Annotated in this window: 17 protein-coding genes; 1 reads left to right on the top strand and 16 read right to left on the bottom strand. The window is 62.9% G+C overall.

Features of this window, described 5'->3' with window-relative positions; all coding sequences use genetic code 11:
• Positions 1 to 2 precede the first annotated feature (2 nt).
• The 12 genes from ACILRN_RS00085 to ACILRN_RS00030 all read right to left on the bottom strand — a co-directional run bounded on the left by ACILRN_RS00085 (position 3) and on the right by ACILRN_RS00030 (position 15,711).
• On the bottom strand, positions 3 to 1,061 hold the full coding sequence (locus tag ACILRN_RS00085; protein ID WP_395684546.1) for a sugar phosphate isomerase/epimerase family protein: 1,059 nt from the start codon (positions 1,059 to 1,061) through the stop codon (positions 3 to 5).
• 26 nt (positions 1,062 to 1,087) lie between these two features.
• Positions 1,088 to 2,404 carry a xylose isomerase gene (xylA, locus tag ACILRN_RS00080; protein WP_395684594.1) on the bottom strand — a complete coding sequence of 439 codons (1,317 nt, stop codon included), beginning with the start codon at positions 2,402 to 2,404 and terminating at the stop codon, positions 1,088 to 1,090.
• Positions 2,401 to 3,858: a xylulokinase gene (gene xylB, locus ACILRN_RS00075; protein ID WP_395684545.1), complete on the bottom strand. Its 1,458-nt coding sequence runs from the start codon at positions 3,856 to 3,858 to the stop codon at positions 2,401 to 2,403. Before xylB ends, xylA begins: the two co-directional genes overlap by 4 nt.
• Before the next feature lie 79 nt (positions 3,859 to 3,937).
• Positions 3,938 to 5,299: an alpha/beta fold hydrolase gene (locus tag ACILRN_RS00070; RefSeq protein ID WP_395684544.1), complete on the bottom strand. Its 1,362-nt coding sequence runs from the start codon at positions 5,297 to 5,299 to the stop codon at positions 3,938 to 3,940.
• A gap of 14 nt (positions 5,300 to 5,313) precedes the next feature.
• A complete protein-coding gene (locus ACILRN_RS00065; RefSeq protein ID WP_395684543.1) occupies positions 5,314 to 6,954 on the bottom strand; it encodes an ABC transporter ATP-binding protein in 1,641 nt (546 codons plus the stop codon).
• On the bottom strand, positions 6,944 to 7,846 hold the full coding sequence (locus ACILRN_RS00060; RefSeq protein ID WP_395684542.1) for an ABC transporter permease: 903 nt from the start codon (positions 7,844 to 7,846) through the stop codon (positions 6,944 to 6,946). Before ACILRN_RS00060 ends, ACILRN_RS00065 begins: the two co-directional genes overlap by 11 nt.
• Positions 7,843 to 8,814, bottom strand: coding sequence for an ABC transporter permease (locus ACILRN_RS00055; RefSeq protein ID WP_395684541.1), 972 nt, complete (start codon positions 8,812 to 8,814; stop codon positions 7,843 to 7,845). Before ACILRN_RS00055 ends, ACILRN_RS00060 begins: the two co-directional genes overlap by 4 nt.
• Positions 8,815 to 8,951: 137 nt before the next feature.
• The gene (locus ACILRN_RS00050; RefSeq protein ID WP_395684540.1) at positions 8,952 to 10,559 is read right to left on the bottom strand and encodes an ABC transporter substrate-binding protein; all 1,608 of its coding nucleotides are present in this window, start codon (positions 10,557 to 10,559) and stop codon (positions 8,952 to 8,954) included.
• A 212-nt stretch (positions 10,560 to 10,771) separates the two neighbouring features.
• Positions 10,772 to 12,367 (bottom strand): ABC transporter substrate-binding protein, encoded by a 1,596-nt coding sequence (locus ACILRN_RS00045; RefSeq protein ID WP_395684539.1) that lies wholly within the window; start codon positions 12,365 to 12,367, stop codon positions 10,772 to 10,774.
• Between the two features lie 269 nt (positions 12,368 to 12,636).
• Positions 12,637 to 13,587: an Hsp33 family molecular chaperone gene (locus ACILRN_RS00040; RefSeq protein WP_395684538.1), complete on the bottom strand. Its 951-nt coding sequence runs from the start codon at positions 13,585 to 13,587 to the stop codon at positions 12,637 to 12,639.
• Positions 13,587 to 14,516 carry an ornithine carbamoyltransferase gene (gene argF, locus ACILRN_RS00035; RefSeq protein WP_395684537.1) on the bottom strand — a complete coding sequence of 310 codons (930 nt, stop codon included), beginning with the start codon at positions 14,514 to 14,516 and terminating at the stop codon, positions 13,587 to 13,589. The genes ACILRN_RS00040 and argF overlap by 1 nt, the downstream gene beginning before the upstream one ends.
• Before the next feature lie 10 nt (positions 14,517 to 14,526).
• A complete protein-coding gene (locus tag ACILRN_RS00030) occupies positions 14,527 to 15,711 on the bottom strand; it encodes an aspartate aminotransferase family protein (protein ID WP_395684536.1) in 1,185 nt (394 codons plus the stop codon).
• A gap of 419 nt (positions 15,712 to 16,130) precedes the next feature.
• Between ACILRN_RS00030 and ACILRN_RS00025 the strand changes: the two genes are divergently transcribed.
• A complete protein-coding gene (locus ACILRN_RS00025) occupies positions 16,131 to 16,667 on the top strand; it encodes a GcrA family cell cycle regulator (RefSeq protein ID WP_395684535.1) in 537 nt (178 codons plus the stop codon).
• Positions 16,668 to 16,683: 16 nt separating this feature from the next.
• Here the strand turns inward: ACILRN_RS00025 and phoB are convergent, their stop codons facing one another.
• The 4 genes from phoB to pstA form a co-directional block, all read right to left on the bottom strand.
• Positions 16,684 to 17,385, bottom strand: coding sequence for a phosphate regulon transcriptional regulator PhoB (gene phoB, locus ACILRN_RS00020; protein ID WP_395684534.1), 702 nt, complete (start codon positions 17,383 to 17,385; stop codon positions 16,684 to 16,686).
• Between the two features lie 4 nt (positions 17,386 to 17,389).
• Positions 17,390 to 18,112: a phosphate signaling complex protein PhoU gene (gene phoU / locus ACILRN_RS00015; protein WP_395684533.1), complete on the bottom strand. Its 723-nt coding sequence runs from the start codon at positions 18,110 to 18,112 to the stop codon at positions 17,390 to 17,392.
• Positions 18,113 to 18,129: 17 nt separating this feature from the next.
• Positions 18,130 to 18,897 (bottom strand): phosphate ABC transporter ATP-binding protein PstB, encoded by a 768-nt coding sequence (gene pstB / locus ACILRN_RS00010; RefSeq protein ID WP_395684593.1) that lies wholly within the window; start codon positions 18,895 to 18,897, stop codon positions 18,130 to 18,132.
• A 72-nt stretch (positions 18,898 to 18,969) separates the two neighbouring features.
• The coding region (gene pstA, locus ACILRN_RS00005) for a phosphate ABC transporter permease PstA (RefSeq protein ID WP_395684532.1) at positions 18,970 to 20,161 on the bottom strand (1,192 nt) is incomplete at its 5' end.

Genomic DNA, 20,161 nt, shown 5'->3' with positions numbered 1-20,161 from the left:
TTTTACTTGATGCCGAGGATGCGGCGGATCTTCGCCTTGTCGGCGGATCCGGCAACGAAATCATCGAAGCTCTTTTCGGTGGTCTTGATGATGTGGCTTTCGATGAAGGGCGCGCCCTCAATGGCACCCTGCACCGAGTCCTTGATGCAGCACTCCCATTCCAGCACCGCCCAGCTGTCGTAATTGTAGCCTGCGAGCTTGGAGAAGACCGCGCCGAAATCCACCTGACCGTCGCCCAGCGAGCGGAAGCGCCCCGCCCGCTTGAGCCAGGGCTGGAAGCCGGAATAGACACCCTGCTTGCCGGTAGGGTTGAACTCGGCGTCCTTGACGTGGAAGGCGCAGATGCGCTCGTGATAGATGTCGATGAAATCGAGATAATCGAGCTGCTGCAGCACGAAATGTGATGGATCGTAGTTGATCATGCAGCGCGGATGGTTGTCGAGCCGTTCGAGGAACATCTCAAAGGTGGCGCCGTCCATCACATCCTCGCCGGGGTGCAGCTCGAAGCCGCAATCCACGCCGTTTTCATCGAACACATCGAGCAACGGCTTCCAGCGCCGCGCCAGCTCGTCGAAACCTTCCTCGATGAGACCCGGCGGGCGCGGCGGCCAGCCATAGAGGAACGGCCAGCACAGCGCGCCGGGGAACGACACATGCGCGTCGAGCCCCAGGTTGCGCGACGCCTTGGCGGCGTATTTCACCTGCTGCACCGCCCACTTCTGGCGCTCCTTCGGCTTCCCGTGGAACTCCGCCGGGGCAAAGGCATCAAAGGCCTCGTCATAGGCAGGGTGCACGGCCACCAGCTGACCCTGCAGATGGGTCGAGAGTTCCGTGATCTCGACGCCGTTGGCCTTGGCGATGCCCTTGACCTCATCACAGTAGGCCTTCGAGGATGCTGCCTTCTTGAGATCGAACAGGCGTCCGTCCCAACTTGGGATCTGAACGCCCTTGTAGCCCAGCGATGCGGCCCACTTGGTGATCGCCGTCCAGGAATTGAACGGCGCCTTGTCGCCCGCGAATTGCGCCAGGAATATCGCCGGCCCCTTGATGTTTCTTGGCATGACTTATGCTCCCGTTGTTCTGTTGATCAGAGATAGGTGTTGACCAGGCCTTCGATGCGCTCCTGATGGCCAGAGCGCGGCTGAGGCTCAAGGCCCTTGGCGTGAACGCGTGCGGCAATCTGGTCGAGCGTCTCCTTGCCCTCCAGCATGGCGCGGTTCGCGGGCTCATTCCACTTGCCGTAGCGCTCCGCCACGATCGCCGCCAGCTTGCCGTCCTCGATGATCTTCGCAGCCGCCAGAAGGGCCCGGGCGCAGGCATCCATGGAGCCCACATGGGCGTGGAGAATATCGTCCGGGTCGATCGACTGGCGCCTGATCTTGGCATCGAAGTTGAGGCCGCCGGTGGTGAAGCCACCGGCTTTCAGGATTTCGAGGAAGGCGAGCGTCATTTCTGGCACATTCATGGCAAACTGGTCAGTGTCCCAGCCGGACTGATAATCGCCGCGATTGATGTCGATGCCACCGAAAATTCCCAGCGCCGCAGCCAGCGCGATTTCATGCTCGAAACTGTGCCCTGCCAGAATGGCGTGGTTCTGCTCGATGTTGACCTTCACATCCTTCTGCAGGCCCAGAGACGAGATGGTCGCATAGACGGTGGCGACGTCATAGTCATACTGGTGCTTGGTGGGCTCCTGCGGCTTGGGTTCGATCAGGATCGGGCCCTTGAAGCCGATCTTGTGCTTGTACTCCACCACCAGCGACAGGAAGCGCTTGGCCTGCTCCAGCTCATGCCCGATGTTGGTGTTGAGCAGCGTCTCATAGCCTTCGCGGCCGCCCCACATCACATAGTTCGCACCACCCAGGTCCTTGGTCACGTCCATGCAGTGCTTCACCTGTGCGGCGCAATAGGCAAACACATCCGGGTCAGGGTTGGTGGCGGCCCCCGCCATGAAGCGGCGGTTGGAGAACATGTTGGCGGTGCCCCACAGCAGCTTCTTGTTGCCGGCCGCCATCTTCTTCTCGAAGATGCGCGCGATCTCACTCACATTGGCGTTGAACTCCTTGAGTGAGTTGCCTTCGGGCGCGATGTCGAGATCGTGGAAACAGAAGAAATCGACGCCGAGCAGATCGAGCGTCTCGAACATCAGATCCGCCTTCATGCGGGCGGCGGCCATGCCATCGGCCATGTGGTGCCACTGGCGCTGGAAGGTATCGCCGCCGAACGGATCGGTGCCCGGCCAGCACAGCGTGTGCCAGTAGGCCACCGCAAAGCGCAGCTGCTCGCGCATCGGCTTGCCGAGAACGATCTGATCGGGGTTGTACCAGCGGAAGGCCAGATCGCTGGCGCTGTTGGGGCCTTCGTATCTGACGGGCTCGCGGCGCGAATAGAATTGCGGCATCAGCGGTAGATCTCCTTGATGGCGGGATAGATTTTCGTATAGCGCCGGTAGTGTTCCTCATAGGCCTCGCGGGCCCGGGCTTCCGGCCTGATGGTGCGCGCGGTTTTGGGCGCGGTCAGCACCTTGCGGAAATCCGCCCCCGTGGCAGCGATGAGGCCAAGCCGCGCCGCGCCGAAGGCGCCGCCCACATCGCCCGCCGCCGGCAGGTCCACCGGCACGCCCAGCACCGTGGCGATGATCTTCAGCCAGAGCTCTGACTTGGAGCCGCCGCCCACCGCCGTCACACGCTTCACCTCGGTTCCGGCATCTTTCAGCGCCTCGAGCGAGTCGCGGAAAGCGAAAGCCACGGCATCGAGCGCGGCGTGGGTGAGCGTCTTGTGATCGCTCTCGTGACCCAGCCCCATGATGAGGCCCCTCACCTGCGCATCGCCCACCGGCGTGCGCTCACCCGAGAGATAGGGTAGGAACAGTGCGGGCGACGGGCCGGTCAGGTTCTTGCCGAGCGCTGCGGTGAGCTTGGGCGCGGGTGCGCCGAGAATGCCGGCCAGCCATTCGAGGCTTGCCGCCGCCGAGAGGATGACGCCCATCTGGTGCCAGGTTCCGGGCACGGCGTGGCAGAAGGCATGCACCATGCGGCCGGCATTGGGGCGGAACTTGTCGTTCGACACGAACATCACGCCCGAGGTGCCGATCGAGACGAGCGCCGCATTGTCGGTGACCGCGCCGATGCCGCAGGCAGCAGAGGCATTGTCGCCACCACCGCCCGCCACCACGGGCCGTTTCGGCATGCCCCAGGCCTTGGCCACCTGCGCGGTGAGGCGGCCGGTGGCGTCGGAGCCTTCGTAAAGCTTCGGCATCTGGTCGACCGACATATCGGAGGCGTCGAGCAGCAGCTTGGACCATTGCCTGCGGGCGATGTCGAGCCAGAAGGTACCGGACGAGTCCGACATGTCGGATGCATAGTCGCCGGTCATGCGAAAGCGGATGTAGTCTTTGGGCAGCAGCACCTTGGCGACCCTGGCGAAGGTCTTGGGCTCGTGCTTCTTCACCCACACGAGCTTGGGCGCGGTGTAACCGGCGAGCGGAATGTTGCCGGCGAGCGGCACGGCCTGCGGCTCGCGGTTCATGATGTCGTCGCATTCACGGAACGAGCGCGCGTCGTTCCACAGGATGCAGGGGCGCAGCACCTTGCCATCCTTGTCAAGGAGTGTCGCGCCATGCTGCTGGCCAGAAAGCCCGATGCCTTCGACGGCGGCCACCGCCTTTGGCTTCAGCTTGCGCAGGGTTTTGACCACAGCATTGCAGGCCTTCCACCAGTCTTCCGGGTTCTGCTCCGACCAGCCGGGATGCGGCCGCGATACCTTCAGCGGCGCGCTGGCGCTGGCCAGGATTTTCTGGCTGGCGTCGATCAGCACGCCCTTGACGGATGAGGTTCCGAAATCCAGTCCGAGATACATGTGCGTCCCCCGTTGTGTTCTGCCTCGACAGATGCCAGGCACATGAACGGATGCATCAAAGCCCGGTCTCGATTTCCCGTCAATCGACGGCTTTCACCAGGCCCTGGCGGTGGTCGCCGGAATAGATCTTGAATCGGCCGATCTTGCGTTCGGCGGCATAGCGGCGGAGCATCGATCGTGTTGCCTCGTCCGGGAGCCTGTCCCAGGGGATGTCCTCGAAATCGGCCAGCACAGTGCGGCCGCGGGCATGCAGCAACGCCTCGCCCCGGTAATAGATGCACTGTTCGCGGCTTTCGGGGTTTTCGAACACCGCGAAGAGAAAGCCCAGCGTTGCATCCATGCCCTCGCGCGTCAGCAGATCATGCAGCTGCGACGCGCTGCCATGGGCACCGCTTCGGCCAACCTCTGGCAGCACCAGGCCATCGGGGCGGGCCGGGTCCGGCAGCAGGATCAACCGGTTGTCACTCTCGAGAATGGCGCCCACCACGGTGCGGCTGGCAGAGGACGCGGCGTTCACCGCCGCCTGCTCGAGACCCAGCGTGATGTAATGCCCGCGCGCATAGCCCAGCGGATTGGCATCCGAATAGGAGAAGGCCTGGACATGGCCCATCAGGATGATGTGGTCGCCGGCGTCGATCACCTGATAGCGCGCGCAATCGAACCAGGCGGCGGAGCCTTCGATCAGCGGATTGCCAAAGGGCCCAGGCCGCCAGTTCGCCGCCTCGAACTTGTCCGGCCGCTTGGAGGCGAACAGCACGGATGTGTCCTTCTGGGCCTCCGAAAGAATGTTGACGGCAAAGCCCTCCGCCCGCGAGAACACATCCACGCTGGCCGCGGCCTTGCCGATGCAGATCAGCAGCAGTGGCGGCTCGAGCGAGACGGAAGTGAAGCTGTTGGCCGTGAAGCCGCGAGGCTGGCCATCAACGCCCGCCGTGGTGACGATCGTCACGCCCGTCATGAAGCTGCCAAAGGCCGTGCGCAGTTCGCGGTTGTCGAAACGGCTGAGCCGTTCCGACAGAACGGCAGACAGGGCCGCGGTCACCGACCTTTCATCATCAGCGGCGGGCATGAACAGCACCGGACACAGAAGGCGGGGCGCAACTGCGGCCCCAGGCTCGAAACCAATGGTTACGAGGCGCCGCACCCGCTGCGGATGGGCAGCGGCAAGGGCGAGGGCGATCGCGCCACCATCGCCCTGCGCCACGACATTGACCGAGGCAAGCGCCAGATCATCGAGCAGGCGCCGCAGCTGGGCCACGGCATCGGCCGCCGTCACATCCGGCGCGAGCGGCCGATGGCTGGCCGCGAAAGCTGCAAGCTGCGGCAGCCAGACCTCAGCCGTCTCTGCGCTGCCATGAATGAACAGAATGACCTCGCCTGACCCGGCCTCGAGGAAACGGGTGCCGCCGGCCACGGACTGGGCGTGGGAAGATGAAGCCACGGGGGACAAGCTCCTCAGGTCCTGGCCTTTGCCGCGGCGCGCTGGGCCAGCAGGTTGGTGAGCCAGTCGGGGTCCATCTGCGGCACGGAGGACAGCAGAAGTTCGGTATAGGCCGGATGCGGCGGGTTCAGCACCCGGCTCTTCGGCCCCTGCTGCACCACCTTGCCCTGGTTCATGACCACGACCTCGTCCGAGATCGCCCTTACGGTTGCGATGTCATGGGTGATGAACAGGTAGGAGACGTTGGTGTCCTTCTGGAGCTTCATCAGCAGCTTGAGGATTTCCTCCTGCACGATCTGATCGAGCGCCGAGGTGACCTCGTCGCAGATGATGATGTCAGGTTCCGCGGCGAGTGCGCGTGCAATCGAGATGCGCTGCTTCTGGCCGCCCGAAAGCTCGGTTGGCAGGCGGTCGATATAGCTCTCGTTCATTTCGATGCCGTCGAGCAGCTCCGCGACACGCCGGTCGCGCGCCGCGCCCTCCACACCATGATAGAACTGCAGCGGCCGGCCAATGATGTCGCGGATCGTCTGGCGCGGATTGAGCGAGGTATCTGCCGACTGGTAGATCATCTGGATTCGGCGCAGCGTATCCTTGTCGCGGTCCTTCAGCGCCCGCGACAACCGCTTTCCGTTGAACAGGATGTCGCCTTTTGACGGTGGCAGCAGCCCGGTGATGACGCGCGCCAGTGTCGACTTGCCGGAGCCTGACTCGCCCACCACCGCCACGGTGCGGCCACGCGGCAGACCAACGGTGACATTGTCCAGAACCTTGACGACACCCGAATAGCTGGCATCGACGTTGCGCACGCTCAGCACGATGTCGTCGCTCACCTGCTCCGGCTTGGCGAGCTTCCGCACCGCCCACAGCGTCTTGGTATAGTCGTCCTTCGGTTCCTTCAGCATCACCCGGGTTGGGGCCTCTTCGACCTCGCGGCCCTGGCGCAGCACCATGATGCGGTCGGCCATCTGTGCGACAACGGCAAGATCATGGGTGATGTAAATGGCTGCCGTGTGGAACTGCTCGACGATGTTGCGCATGGCCGCCAGCACCTCGACCTGGGTGGTCACGTCGAGTGCGGTGGTCGGTTCATCGAAGATGATCAGGTCAGGCCGACAGGACATGGCCATGGCCGTCATGGCGCGTTGCAGCTGGCCGCCCGATACCTGATGCGGGTAGCGATCTCCGATGTGCGCCGGGTCGGGCAGTTGCAGGCGTCGATAGAGGTCCACGGCATCGGCCACCGCCTTGTCGCGGCTCATGACCCCACGGCGCACGGTGGTTTCCACCGTCTGGTCGATGAGCTTATGGGCGGGGTTGAAGGCCGCAGCGGCACTCTGGGCCACATAGGCGATGCGCGAGCCCCACAGGAGGCGCTTGTCTTCCTCGCCCGCTGCCCGCAGGTCGATGCCGTCGAAAAGGATACTGCCGTCCGTGATGCGGCAGCCGGGCCTCGCAAAGCCCATCGCGGCTAGTCCGATCGTCGACTTGCCGGCACCCGACTCGCCGATCAGCCCCAGAACCTCGCCACGCCTCAGCGTGAGATCGACACCCCTGACGATGGGATGCCACACCCCATCCGAATTGCCCTCGATCCTGAGGCCGCGGATTTCGAGAAGGGTCTCACCCTTGACGCGCTGCTTGTCAGGCTTCATCGCGCAACCCGCTGGTCTTGTGGAGGAACCAGTCCACCACGAAATTGATGGCGACCGTCAGGAGCGCGATCGCAATGGCCGGATAGAAGGGAGCCGGAATCCACGGAAAGCTGCGCACCGGAAAGGTGATGAGGGTCTTGCTCTCGGCCACCATGGAACCCCAGTCGGCAGTGGGTGGCTGAATGCCAACGCCCAGAAACGACAGTGCCGAAATGGTAAGGAACACGAAGCAGAAGCGCAGGCCGAATTCGGTGATCATCGGCGGCAGGATGTTGGGGAGCACCTCCCTGAAGATGATCCAGCCCATGCGCTCGCCGCGCAGCTTCGCCGCCTCGACATAATCCATCACCACGACATCGAGCGCGGTGGCGCGTGCCAGGCGGAACACGCGGGTCGAGTCGAGCAACGCAAGAATGAGGATCAGGTTGAGGATGCTCTTTCCGAAGACGGCCAGCAGCATCAGCGCAAAGATGAGCACCGGAATGGCCAGGAAGGCATCGACGACCCGCGATATCGACTGGTCGAGCCAGCCGCGCTTCAGGGCGGTGAGCACGCCCAGTGTTCCGCCGATCACGAAAGACAGGAGTGTGGTGAGGAAGGCGATGCCGATGGTGTTGCGTGCGCCATAGATCAGGCGGGAAAACAGGTCACGTCCGATCTGGTCGGTGCCAAGCCAGAACTCGCCGCCCGCCGGTTGATAGGCCTTGCCGACGATTTCCGCCTCGCCATAGGGCGCAATCCACGGCGCGAAGACAGCAGCGATCACGTAGATCAGGATGACGATCATGCCGAACCAGGCGCTGAAGGGCGCAGAGGCCAGCGTGCGCCGTCCATCCTCCCAGAGGCTTCGCCTGGCTCGCACCTGTCGCAGTTCTGGGGCTTTCGTGGTCATTTCGGGTGCAGCAGCCGGGGATTGGTGATGATCGAGATAATGTCAGCGGTGAGGTTCAGCAGGATATAGGTGGCCGCGAAGATCAGCGCACAGGCCTGCACCACCGGCATGTCGCGGCTGGATACAGAATCGACCATCAGCTGCCCGATGCCGGGATAGACGAAGACGACCTCGACCACGACCACACCCACCACCAGATAAGCAAGATTGAAAGCGATGACCGTGGCGATTGGCGCCCAGGCGTTGGGCAGGGCATGCCTGACGATCGCCTCGCGGCGCGGCACGCCCTTCAGCTGCGCCATTTCCATGTAGGGGCTGGCCAGCAGGTTGATGAGCGCGGCCCTGGTCATGCGCATCATGTGGGCCACGATGACAAGGGTGAGCGTCACTGCCGGCAGCGCGGCGCGAAACAGATGCTCGGCGAACTCCGTGGTGTCGGAGACGGTGGAGAGCGAATAGAACCACTTGTTCTTGATGGCGAAGAAGAACATCAGGAGATAGGCAATGAAGAATTCCGGCGTGGCGATGGTGGTGAGCGTTACGGAATTCACGATCCGGTCATACCAGCTGTTGCGGTAGAGCGCCGCGAGAACCCCGAGAACGAGCGACAGCGGCACGGCGACGACCGCCGTCATGATGGCGAGGAAAAAGGTGTTGTAGAGCCTTGGTGCGATCAGGTCGGTGACGCTGCGCTTGATTGAGCCGCCAAGGCCTGCATAGGAATAGCCGAAATCACCGCGGAAGATGTTTCCGATCCATTCGACGTAACGCACGGTGGCCGGCCGGTCGAGGCCGATCTCACGGTTGAAGGCGGCAACCGTCTCGGGCGTGGCGCCCTGGCCCAGGATCGCCTCGGCAAAGCCGCCGGGAAGCATTTCAAGGGACGCAAAAATCACCACCGACACCGCAAACAGTGTCAGCAACCCCAGCCCCAAGCGCTGCAGGACGGTTCTCAGAACCGGATGCATGCGTCCCCCCGTTGGCCTCTTTGCGGGCCTGCCGCGTCCCTGGCGGCAAACCACAGCGTGTTTCTACAGGAAAACGCCGGGGGCCGGTGCGCTGACGCGCCACAAGAGCCCCCGGCGCGGTTTCGTGCCGGGTCAGATCACGAGGTGAACCACCAGCGCTCGGCAATGCGCATGCCATCGAGCTGCCAGTTGGCCGCGACCTTGTTGTGGCCCAGATTCTTGGCATGGGCCTCGACATAGGAGTTGAACAGGATGTTCACCAGGCCGCCGTCATCATGCAGGATCTGCTGCATCTCGGCATACATGGCGGCACGCTTGGCCTCATCCGTCTCGGAGCGCGCGGCCACGAGAAGCTCGTTGAAACGAGGATTTTTCCAGAACGTGTCGTTCCACGCGGCGTCAGCCGCGTAGGCCGTGGTCATCATCCAGTCCACGGTCGGGCGGCCGCTCCAGTAGGAGGCGACGAAGGGCTTCTTCAGCCAGACATTGTCCCAGTAGCCATCATCCGGCTCGCGGATCACGTTGATGTCGATGTTGCAGGCCTTGGCGTGCTCCTTCCAGAGAAGTGCGGAATCGACCGCTCCCGAGAAGGCGGCATCAGCTACCGAGAGATCGAACTTCAGGCTGTCGAGGCCAGCCTTTTTCAGGTGCTCCTTGGCCTTGTCCGGGTTGTAGCTGTGGCGCGGCTGCGGATCGACGGCAAACTTCACCGTCGGCGCGATCGGATTGTCGTTGCCCACCGTGCCATGGCCGAGGAACACCTTCTCGAGCACATCATCACGGTTGATCGAGTACTTGATGGCGAGCCGGACGTTGACATCGTCGAAGGGCTTCTGGGTCACGTTCATGACGTAGATGTAGTGGCCGTAGCCCGTGATCTCCTGGACGGTGATGTCCGCATTCGACTTCAGCATGTCGAGGGTCTTGAGGTCGCAACGGTCCATGTAGTGGACCTCGCCCGAGAGCAGCGCATTGGTACGCGCCGCCACGTCCTTGATCGAATAGAACTCGACCGCGTCGAACCAGCCCTTGCCGGGCTTGTAGTAATTCTCGTTCTTGGTGAAGCTCGCCTTCACGCCCGGCTCGAACTTCTCGAGCTTGTAGGCGCCGGTGCGATTGCCGGACTCCCAGTCCACTGAACCATCATCCTTCTTGGGCATGATAGGCATGTGATAGTCGGACACCGTGTAGGGGAAGTCGGCATTGCCGCCAGACAACTCGAAGACCACCGTATCGGCACCATCGGCCTTCAGCGTGACGATTTCCTTCAGAAGCGACTTGGCAGCCGACTTCGAATCCTCGCCGCGGTGATGCTGGAGGGAGGCCACCACGTCATCAGCGGTCACCGTGCGGCCATCGTGGAAGGTCACGCCCTTGCGCAGCTTGAACACCCACTTCTTGGCGCCGTCGGAGGCCTCGAAGCTCTCGGCCACGTCACCGACGACGTTGCCGTCTGCGTCGATCTCGGTCAGGCTGTTGGACAGCGTGCCCCACAGCGCAGTGCCGGTGAACTGGTCCGGGTAGGTGCCCGGATCCATGGAGTCGGTCGTGGCGCCATGGCCAACGCCGATCTTCAGCGTGCCGCCCTTCTTGGGCTCGTCGGCATGGGCCTTGGTGAACATGCTGTTGGCGGCGGCGAGGCTCACGCCAGAGGCCAGAGCCAGCTGGGTGAACTCGCGGCGGGTGATGCGGCCGCGCACTGCGTCGCGCAATGCGGCTGTCAGCTTTTCCTGCGTGTCATTCATTGGTTCTCTCCCTGATGCCGGCTGGGCCGGCAGTTTTCATCCCGTGGCTGGAGCGGTTGAACCCGCCGTCGTCTGCTCTGGTCCACCCTCGAAATAAACTCGTGGCGATGGCAGACGTTTTGACCATCCGCGCCAAGGTTCACACGAGAAAAGGGCTCCGTCAATGCTTGACGGAGCCCCCTGTCACAAAATTTCCTAATGGATTGGCGTCGTTATGCCATCCACCAGCGCTCGTACATGAAACCACCGTCGTGGTCGAAGTCCGAATTGAAGGCGTCGTGGCCGATCTTGGTCGACAGCGCACCCACATAGTTGTTGAACATCAGCACGACCTGACCGCCGTCGTCATGTACGAGCTGCTGGCACTCAGCATACATCGCCTGACGCTTGGCCTCATCCGTCTCCGCACGGGCCGCCACCAGCAGCTCGTTGAAGCGCGGGTTCTTCCAGCGCGTGTCGTTCCAGGCGGCGTCGGCCGCCAGCGAGATCGACAGGAAGGCATCTGCCGTCGGACGGCCGCCCCAGTAGCACAGCGACCAGGGCTTCTTGAGCCAGACATTGTCCCAATAGCTGTCATTGGGCTCACGCACGACATTGATCTCGATGCCGGCGGCCCGGGCGTGATCCGCCATCAGCAGGGCAGCGTCAACACCGCCGGGGAAGGCGGCGTCAGAGGCCGAGAGATCGACCTTCAGGTTTTCCATGCCGGCCTTCTTGAGCAGCGACTTGGCCTTCTCCGGATCATAGCTGTAGACCGGCTCGGGCTGGATCGCATATTTCAGGGCTGGTGACAGCGGATTGTCGTTGCCCGGGGAACCGTAGCCAAACACGATCTTGTCAACGAGATCCTGGCGGTTGATCGCCCACTTCAGCGCCTGACGCACCTCGACCTTGTCGAAGGGCGCAGCATCGCAATGGATCGGCGCGGTGTAATGCGCGAAACCGGACACGTTGTAGAGTTCGGTGTCCGGCGCGCTCTTCAGCATGTCGATTGTCTTGAGGTCGGCGCGGTCGATGAAGTGCACCTCGCCCGAGAGATAGGCGTTGGTGCGCGCGGCAACGTCGATGATCGAGAGAACCTCGATGCCATCGAACCAGGTGGTTCCGAAGTAGTTCGGGTTGCGCTCGGCAACGAGCCTGACGCCCGGCTCGAGCGACTTGAGCACATAGGGGCCGGCGCCGATGCCCTTCTCCCACTGGATCTTGCCGCCCTCGGAGGGATACATCGACAGATGGTAGTCCGACAGCAGATAGGGGAAGTCGGCATTGCCGCCGTTGAGCTCGAAGATCACGGTGTCTGGGCCATCGGCCTTGACAGCCGTCACGTTCGACAGAACGCCCTTGGCCGGCGACTTGGAGTCAGGGCCGATGTGATAGTTGATGGTGGCGACCACGTCATCAGCGGTCAGCGCCTTGCCATTGTGGAAGGTGATACCCTTGCGCAGCTTGACGATCCACTTGGTGGCGCCATCCGCAGGCTCGAAGCTCTCGGCCACATGCGGCACGACTTCGTTCTTCTGGTTGATCTGCACCAGTGGCGCGCCCATGACCGACTTGCCCCAGGCGAAGGTGAATCCGTTGGACCAGGTTGCCGGATCAAGCGAGTCCGTCGTCTGGCCATGGCCGACCGCTGCCTTGAACACGCCGCCCGCCTTGGGCTGGGCGCGGGCAGCGCTGGCAAACAGGGTGCTCGCTGCCGCCAGCGTCATGCCGGAAGCCATTGCGAACTGGATGAAGTCACGGCGGGAAAGTTTGCCGAGGCCGACAGCCTTCTGCGCTGCGTTCATCTTCATTTCAAATTCGGTCATACGTCTGTCTCCTTCACTGACCGTTCAAATTCCGTCGGAACACCACGAAGGACGCCAGGATGGGAGGGGCCTCTGGGCCCGCCGTCCGGAGCTTTTTCGCCGCATCCGCTCTTTTTTCTTTTCCGTCGAGGGCTGCTCGACCGTATTGTCCGTGAGGCTGTCACGGGGATGGTGATCCGTCAACGACAGTCGCACACGAGGGTGGTGAATGCCACTAACGATTTGGACAGATTCGCACATAAATACGACATCCGCACTGCCCGGACGCCTCAACGGTTAACGTCCTCGGGCGTCAGTCGGTACACGGTCGAACAGAATTCGCAGGTAACCCCAATCTCTCCGTTGTCGACCATGTCAGCCCGGTCAGCTTCAGGAAAACGCTTTAACATCAACTTGATAGATTCTTCCGAGCAACTGCAGTACCGAGCCAGCGGAACAACCGGATAAGCAGTGACGCCATCCTCGTGGAACAAGCGGTAGAGAAGCCTCTCGGCCGTCAGTTGCGGGTCAAGCAGCTCATGGGCCTCGACCGTTTCAAGCAGCAGGCGAGCCTTCACCCAGTCGTCATGCTCGCGCGGCACCTCCTCCCTGCCCTCCGGACCATCACCGGAATGGCTGGGAAGCGGGCTCGACCCGCCTTCGCGCGGCAGGTGCTGCACCATGATCGCCCCGGCCCGCCAGGCCTCGCCACGCCCGCCACGCTGCACGAGCGGTCCCGCAGCAAGGCGGATGCTGGTGGGAATCTGTTCGGACTTTTCGAAATACTCATGCGCAGCGGCAGTCAGGTCGCTGGCCTGCAACGGCACGATGCCCTGGTAGCGCTCCATGTCTGGACCCTGATCAACCGTCATCGCCAGATAGCCATTGCCGAGCAGCGCTTGCTGGCTGGCCGTCTCGAGTGCTGCGACACGGGCAGCATCAAACCGGGCATAGCCGCGCACCCGACCCGGCGCCACGTAATCGGCAACGATCATGTCAACCGGGCCATCGGTCTTGGTCTGGAGAATGAACTTGCCATCGAACTTCAGCATGGCGCCAAGCATCGCAGCGAGTGCCACCGCCTCGGCGAGCAGCGCCGAGACCGGCGGCGGATAGGCATGGCGGTGCACGATGTCGTCAACGGCAGCGCCAAGCCGCACCAGCCGGCCCCGCACGCCCAGCGGCTTCACCTCGAAAGGCAGGACGAGATCTTCGCCGGGCTGGCCTTCTGCAGTGGCCATCACGAGCCCAGACAATGAAGCAGAATGCTCTTCTGTATGTGCAGGCGGTTCTCCGCCTCGTCGAAGACCAGCGATGCCGGGCCGTCCATCACCTCGTCTGTCACTTCCTCGCCGCGATGGGCGGGCAGGCAGTGCATGAACCTCGCATTTGGCCTGGCATGCTCCATCAGCTGCCGGTTCACCTGATACGGCTTCAGCAGATTGTGCCGGTTCGCGGCGTCGGTGTCATGCATCGACACCCAGGCATCGGTGATGATGCAATCGGCATCGCGCACCGCCTCCTGAGGCGAGGTCATGAGGCTCACGTCTGCGCCACGCTTTCTTGCCCAGTCCATCACCGCGGCGGGCGGGGCCAGCGGCGCGGGCGCGCCGATGCGCAGCCGGCCGCCCAGCTGGCCCACCGCGTGAATCCATGAGGTTGCAACATTGTTTCCATCGCCCACCCAGCTCACCGTCAGGTTCTTCAGCGGCCCGGCATGTTCCTCGAGCGTCATGACGTCGGCCATCACCTGGCAGGGATGGGTGAGATCCGTAAGGCCGTTGATCACCGGCACACTGGCTGCTTGCGCAAGCTCGGTGAGGTGGGAGTGGCGCGATGCGCGGATCATGATGGCATCCACATAGCGCGACAGCACGCGCGCCGTATCGGCGATGGTTTCGCCGCGACCGAGCTGCATGTCATTGGCGGTCAGCACCAGCGTTTCGCCGCCGAGCTGACGCATGGCGACTTCGAAGGACACACGCGTGCGGGTCGAGGGCCGCTCGAAGATCAGCGCCAGTACGCGCCCCTTGAGTGGCTCTCCGGCCTCACGCAGGCCTCTGGGCTGGCCCTTGCGACGATCCTTCATGCTGCGCGCCGCCAACAGGATCGACTCGAGGGTTGCCGCATCAAAATCGGAAATGTCGAGAAAGTGCTTCACGCTGGCCATGCTGGACTCCTCAGGCGGCGGGCTTGGCTTCAAGCACCAGGCAGGCGCGATCGAGCTTGTCGACGGCCTCGGCGACGTCTGCGTCGGTGACGATCAGCGGCGGCAGGAGCCGCACCACATTGTCGCCCGCGCCGATCACCAGGAGATGCTGGTCAAGCGCCGCCTGCTGCAGCGCCGTGTTGGGCAGCCGGCACTTGATGCCCACCATCAGGCCCTGGCCGCGCACCTCTTCGATGACCGCCGGGTGCCTGTCCTTGAGCGAGGCAAGCTTCTGCTTGAGCGTCAGCGCGCGCTGCTGAACGGCCTCGAGGAAACCCGGCGCCAGGATCACGTCAAGCACAGCATTGCCCACCGCCGTGGCAAGCGGATTGCCGCCGAAGGTCGAGCCATGCGTTCCCGCGGTCATGCCTTGGGCCGCCTTTTCGGTGGCGAGGCACGCCCCCATGGGAAAGCCACCGCCGATGCCCTTGGCCACTGCCATGATGTCGGGTGCGGCGCCCGACCACTCATAGGCGAAGAGCTTGCCGGTTCGGCCGATGCCACACTGCACCTCGTCATAGATGAGCAGCAGCCCGTTGGCATCGCACAGTTCGCGCAGGCCGCGCAGGCATTGCGGCGGCACCGGGCGGATGCCGCCCTCACCCTGCACCGGCTCGATCAGGATGCCCGCCGTGGCTGGCCCGATCGCCGCCTTCAGCGCTTCATGATCACCGAACGGCACCTGGTCGAAGCCATCGACCTTTGGGCCGAAACCTTCGAGGTATTTTGCCTGGCCACCTGCCGCGATGGTGGCCAGCGTGCGCCCGTGGAATGCGCCTTCGAAGGTGACCAGGCGATATTTCTCGGGATGCCCGACAGCAGACTGGTATTTGCGGGCCATCTTGATGGAGCATTCCAGGGCCTCAGCGCCGGAATTGGTGAAGAACACCGTATCGGCGAAGCTGTGCTCAATCAGCCGCTGCGCCAGTTTTTCCTGGCCCGGCATCTGGTAGAGATTTGATGTGTGCCAGATCTTCTGCGCCTGTTCGGTGAGGGCTTGCACCAGATGCGGATGGGAATGGCCACAGCTGGTCACGGCAACGCCCGCACCAAAATCCAGATAGCTGTCGCCATCCGGTGTGAAGACACGCACACCCTCGCCACGCTCGAATGCGACTTTGGCCCTGGCGTAAGTGGGGAGCACGGGAGAGATCATGGCAGAACCCTGTCTGTCGAAATCAAAGGGCGCCCGCCAGAAGTGGAGGGCGCCCCGAAGCCTGCACTTTATAAAACCACGCCCGCACAGGGTCAATCGCGGGCTGCAACACGATGATTCACGGATTGATTCACGCTTGTCCACACTGAGTCAAAACAGCGCATGGACCGGGGATTCAGGTCGCTGATAAGGATTGGTTAACCAACGGCCAGAACCGGAAACTGGGGAAAACAATCGCGATTCTGGCCAGGGAAGGTTGCAGGCGAGTCACTGCGTATTGTAGGGTCGCCCGCGACAGGCTACGAGATGTAGCGTCCAACAGTCAGTTTGGTGTTTCAAAGCGCCGGTGCGGGCACCGCCCGGCAATACGTGATCGATTCCGTTGCCGAAGGGCCGGAACGCAATCTTGGAGGGGCAAATTGTCCTGGACAGACGAACGGGTGGAGCTTCTGAAAAAACTCTGGACCGAAGGGCTGAGCGCTAGCCAGATCGCTGGGCGGCTCGGTGCCGGCGTGACCCGCAATGCGGTAATCGGCAAGGTTCACCGCCTCAATCTTTCGGGACGGGCTCAGCCGCAGCGCACCGCCCAGCCGCGTGCGCCCCGCAAGCCTCGCGAGCCCAGCCTGGCCAGCCGCGCCGGCGGCGGGCTTCCCAGCCTCCCGACGGCGGGCAGCTCCGCCCTCAAGCCGATGATGCGCGCAGTCGTGCAGCCACGGCCGCAGACGCTGCCGGAGCCCCAGCCTCTCCGTCTGGTCGACTTGCCGCAGGACGGCCGCGTGACCATTCTTCATCTCTCCGACAAGACCTGCAAGTGGCCAATCGGAGACCCGGGCAGCGAAGACTTCTGCTTCTGCGGTCACGGCCCGCGCGATGGCTCACCCTATTGCGAATATCACGCCAGGCTCGCCTATCAGCCGCTGCAGGACCGCCGGCACCGCAAGGCATCCTTCGGCTGACATCGCGGCCGCGGTCTCAGCCCGCGCGGCCAAACCGCTCATCGAAAGAGTACCCCATGCCGCGCACCGTACGGATGGGATCGGCCTCACGGCCGCGGCTCAGGGATTTCCTCAACCGCCCGACATGCACGTCCACGGTGCGCTCGTCGACATAGACATCATGGCCCCACACCGTGTCCAGAAGCTGGGCGCGTGAATATACGCGGCCGGGATTCTGCATGAGATGCTCCAGCAGCCGGAACTCGGTTGGCGAGAGGTTGATGTCGCGGGTGGCGCGCGTCACGCGCCTCGTCCTGCGGTCAAGCGACAGGTCACCCGCCTTGAGCATGTCTGCCACGGCATCGGGGTTGACCCGGCGCAGGATGGTGCGGATGCGCGCAAGAAGCTCCGGAACCGAAAAGGGCTTCACCATATAGTCGTCGGCGCCGGTGGCCAGACCGCGCACCCGCTCCGCCTCCTCGCTGCGCGCCGTGAGCATGATGATGGGAATATCCCGCGTCTCGGGCTTGGCCCGCAGCAGGCGGCAGACCTCGATGCCGGAGATGCCGGGCAGCATCCAGTCCAGCAGGATCAGATCGGGCCGCTCTTCGCCGATCAGCTTCGCCACCTCTTCGCCCTCGGCGGTGTGGCGCACCCGATATCCTTCCGATTCCAGATTATAGCTGAGCAGAATCTGGATCGGCTCTTCGTCCTCGACGACTAGAATGGATGCGCCCATGCTCTTACTCGTCCGACGGCCTGAAGCCTTCGATGCGCAGGGAGCTGGTCACGTCCTTTTTTGGCCGCCCCTCTGCCAGTGGCTTCCCGTGCACCAGATAGTGGATGTTCTCGGCGATGTTGGTGGCATGATCGCCGATGCGCTCCATGTTCTTGGCGCCGAACAGCAGATGGGTGCACAGGCTGATGTTGCGCGGATCTTCCATCATGTATGTGAGAAGTTCGCGGAAGATGGAGTTGTAGAGCGCGTCCAGATCCTCATCCGAGCGCCACACCTCGAGCGCCATGGCGGCATCAGACCGGGCATAGGCATCAAGGATGCTCTTGAGCTCCGCCTGGGCCATGCGGCCCATTCGCGTAACACCGGCCATCAGCTTGCGCGGCAATTGCTCGGAGATGGCGTGGGTGCGCTTGGCAGTGTTCTTGGCCAGGTCGCCGATGCGTTCGAGGTCGGAGGCAACGCGGATCGCTACCATGATCTCGCGCAGATCGCGCGCCAGGGGCTGACGCTTGGCGATGGTGAGGATTGCCTTCTCCTCGATCTGATGTTCCAGCATGTCGACCTTCTCGTCATCCTGGATCACCCGGTCGGCCAGGACAGTGTCGCGCCGGTAGAGAGCATCGATGGCATCATCGAGCTGCTGCTCCACGATGCCGCCCATCTGGGCCAGCATGGTCTTGAGCTGGGAGAGATCCTCGTCATAGGCTTTCACGATATGATCTGACATGTGTGCTTCCTCCAGGCTCAGCCGAAGCGGCCCGTTATATAGTCCTGTGTGCGCTTTTCCTGTGGCGCGGTGAACATCTCGTCGGTATCGCCATACTCGACGAGCGTACCGAGATGAAAGAAGGCCGTCAGCTGGGAGACCCGCGCGGCCTGCTGCATCGAATGGGTGACGATCACGATGCAGTAGTTCTGCCGAAGCTCGTCGATCAACTCCTCGATGCGCGCCGTGGCGATCGGGTCAAGCGCCGAGCAGGGCTCGTCCATCAGGATCACCTCCGGGTTTACCGCAATGGCGCGCGCGATACACAGCCGCTGCTGCTGGCCACCCGACAGGCTCGTTCCGGAATGGGTGAGACGGTCCTTGACCTCTTCCCAGAGACCGGCCTTGCGCAGGCTGTTCTCGACGATGACGTCGAGCTCGGCCTTGCTTCTGGCCATGCCATGGATCCGCGGCCCGTAGGCCACATTCTCGTAGATGGCCTTGGGAAAGGGGTTGGGTTTCTGGAACACCATGCCCACGCGGGCGCGCAGCTGCACCACGTCGAGTTTCGAATCATAGATGTTCTCGCCATCAATCACGATGCTGCCCGTCACCCGGCAGGACGGAATGGTGTCGTTCATCCGGTTGAGCGAACGCAGAAAGGTCGACTTGCCGCAACCCGACGGACCGATGAAGGCCGAGACGGCGCGGTCTGGAATGGAGATCGACAGCTGGTTGATGGCATGCTTGTCGCCGTAGAAGACGTCAACGTTGCCGGCGGCAATCTTGACCGGCCGCTCCGCCATGATCCGCGGGGTCTGCGGCGTCACGAGCGTCTGAAATGGAACGGGGGCGTTCATGGCTTCACTCCCTGAAAACTACCAGCGCCGCTCAAAGCGCTTGCGTGTATAGATAGCGAGGGCGTTCATGATGAACAGAAACGCCAGCAGCACGATGATGGCAGCCGCCGTCTTGGCCTGGAAGGCAAGCTCTGGCAGATCTGACCACAGATAGATCTGCACAGGCATCACGGTGGCGGCATCGGTAATCGCTTCGGGGACATCGACGATAAAGGCCACCATGCCGATCATCAGAAGTGGCGCCGTCTCCCCGAGTGCGTGCGCCATGCCGATGATGGTGCCAGTCATGATGCCCGGCACGGCAAGTGGCAGCACATGATGAAAGATTGCCTGCTGATGTGAAGCGCCCACACCCAGCGCGGCTTCCTTGATTGACGGTGGCACAGCCTTGAGAGCGGCGCGCGAGGCGATGATGATGGTGGGCAGAACGAGCAGCGCCAGCACAAGACCTCCAACAAGAGGGGCTGAGCGGGGCATGCCGAAGAAATTCAGGAACATTGCAAGGCCAAGCAGGCCGAAGACGATCGAAGGAACCGCAGCGAGATTGTTGATGTTGATTTCGATGATGTCCGTCCATCGGTTCTTCGGAGCAAATTCCTCGAGGTAGATCGCGGCCCCCACACCCAGCGGCAAGCAAATGATCAGGGTTACGAGGAGGGTCAGCGCCGAACCCACCAGCGCGCCCCTGATCCCCGCCAGTTCCGCCTCGCGCGAGTCGCCTGAGGTGAAAAAACGCCAGGCGAGGGCATTCTCGATAAGCCCGTCGGACCGCAGCGTTTCGAGCCAGACGGCCTCACGGTCGGAGGTCCGCCGGCCGGACTCGGGCGTCGCGAGCGTCATCAGCGTCCAATCCGTTGCCGATGCAGCGGCTGGCGGAATGATGGCCTCAGCCACTGCCGTATTTTCAGAGACCTCGATGATACGGAAGGCGCCACCGCCGGCTTCAACGATCAGGCTGGGGAAGTTGCCATCGACAGGCTGAGAGCCAGCGGTTTGTGTCACGCGGCCAGCCAGCGCATCCAGCTTGCTCTTCAGCGAATCCCGCTTGGCCACCAGAGCAGCGAGGTCGCCATCCAGCTTGGTGATGTCGGCACGGGCTAATTCGGCAGCTTGCATGTCGGATGCAGCAGCCGCCAGCCTCTGCTCGGCCAGTGACTTGCTGCGCATAGTCTCGCTGACGGCCTGTTCGAGGCGGTTGAGTTCTGGGCCT

Source organism: Aestuariivirga sp. (genome assembly GCF_044238155.1).
Lineage (GTDB): Bacteria > Pseudomonadota > Alphaproteobacteria > Rhizobiales > Aestuariivirgaceae > Aestuariivirga.
Note: the sequence above shows the minus strand (reverse complement) of the source record. Positions and strands in the feature narration are given on the sequence as shown.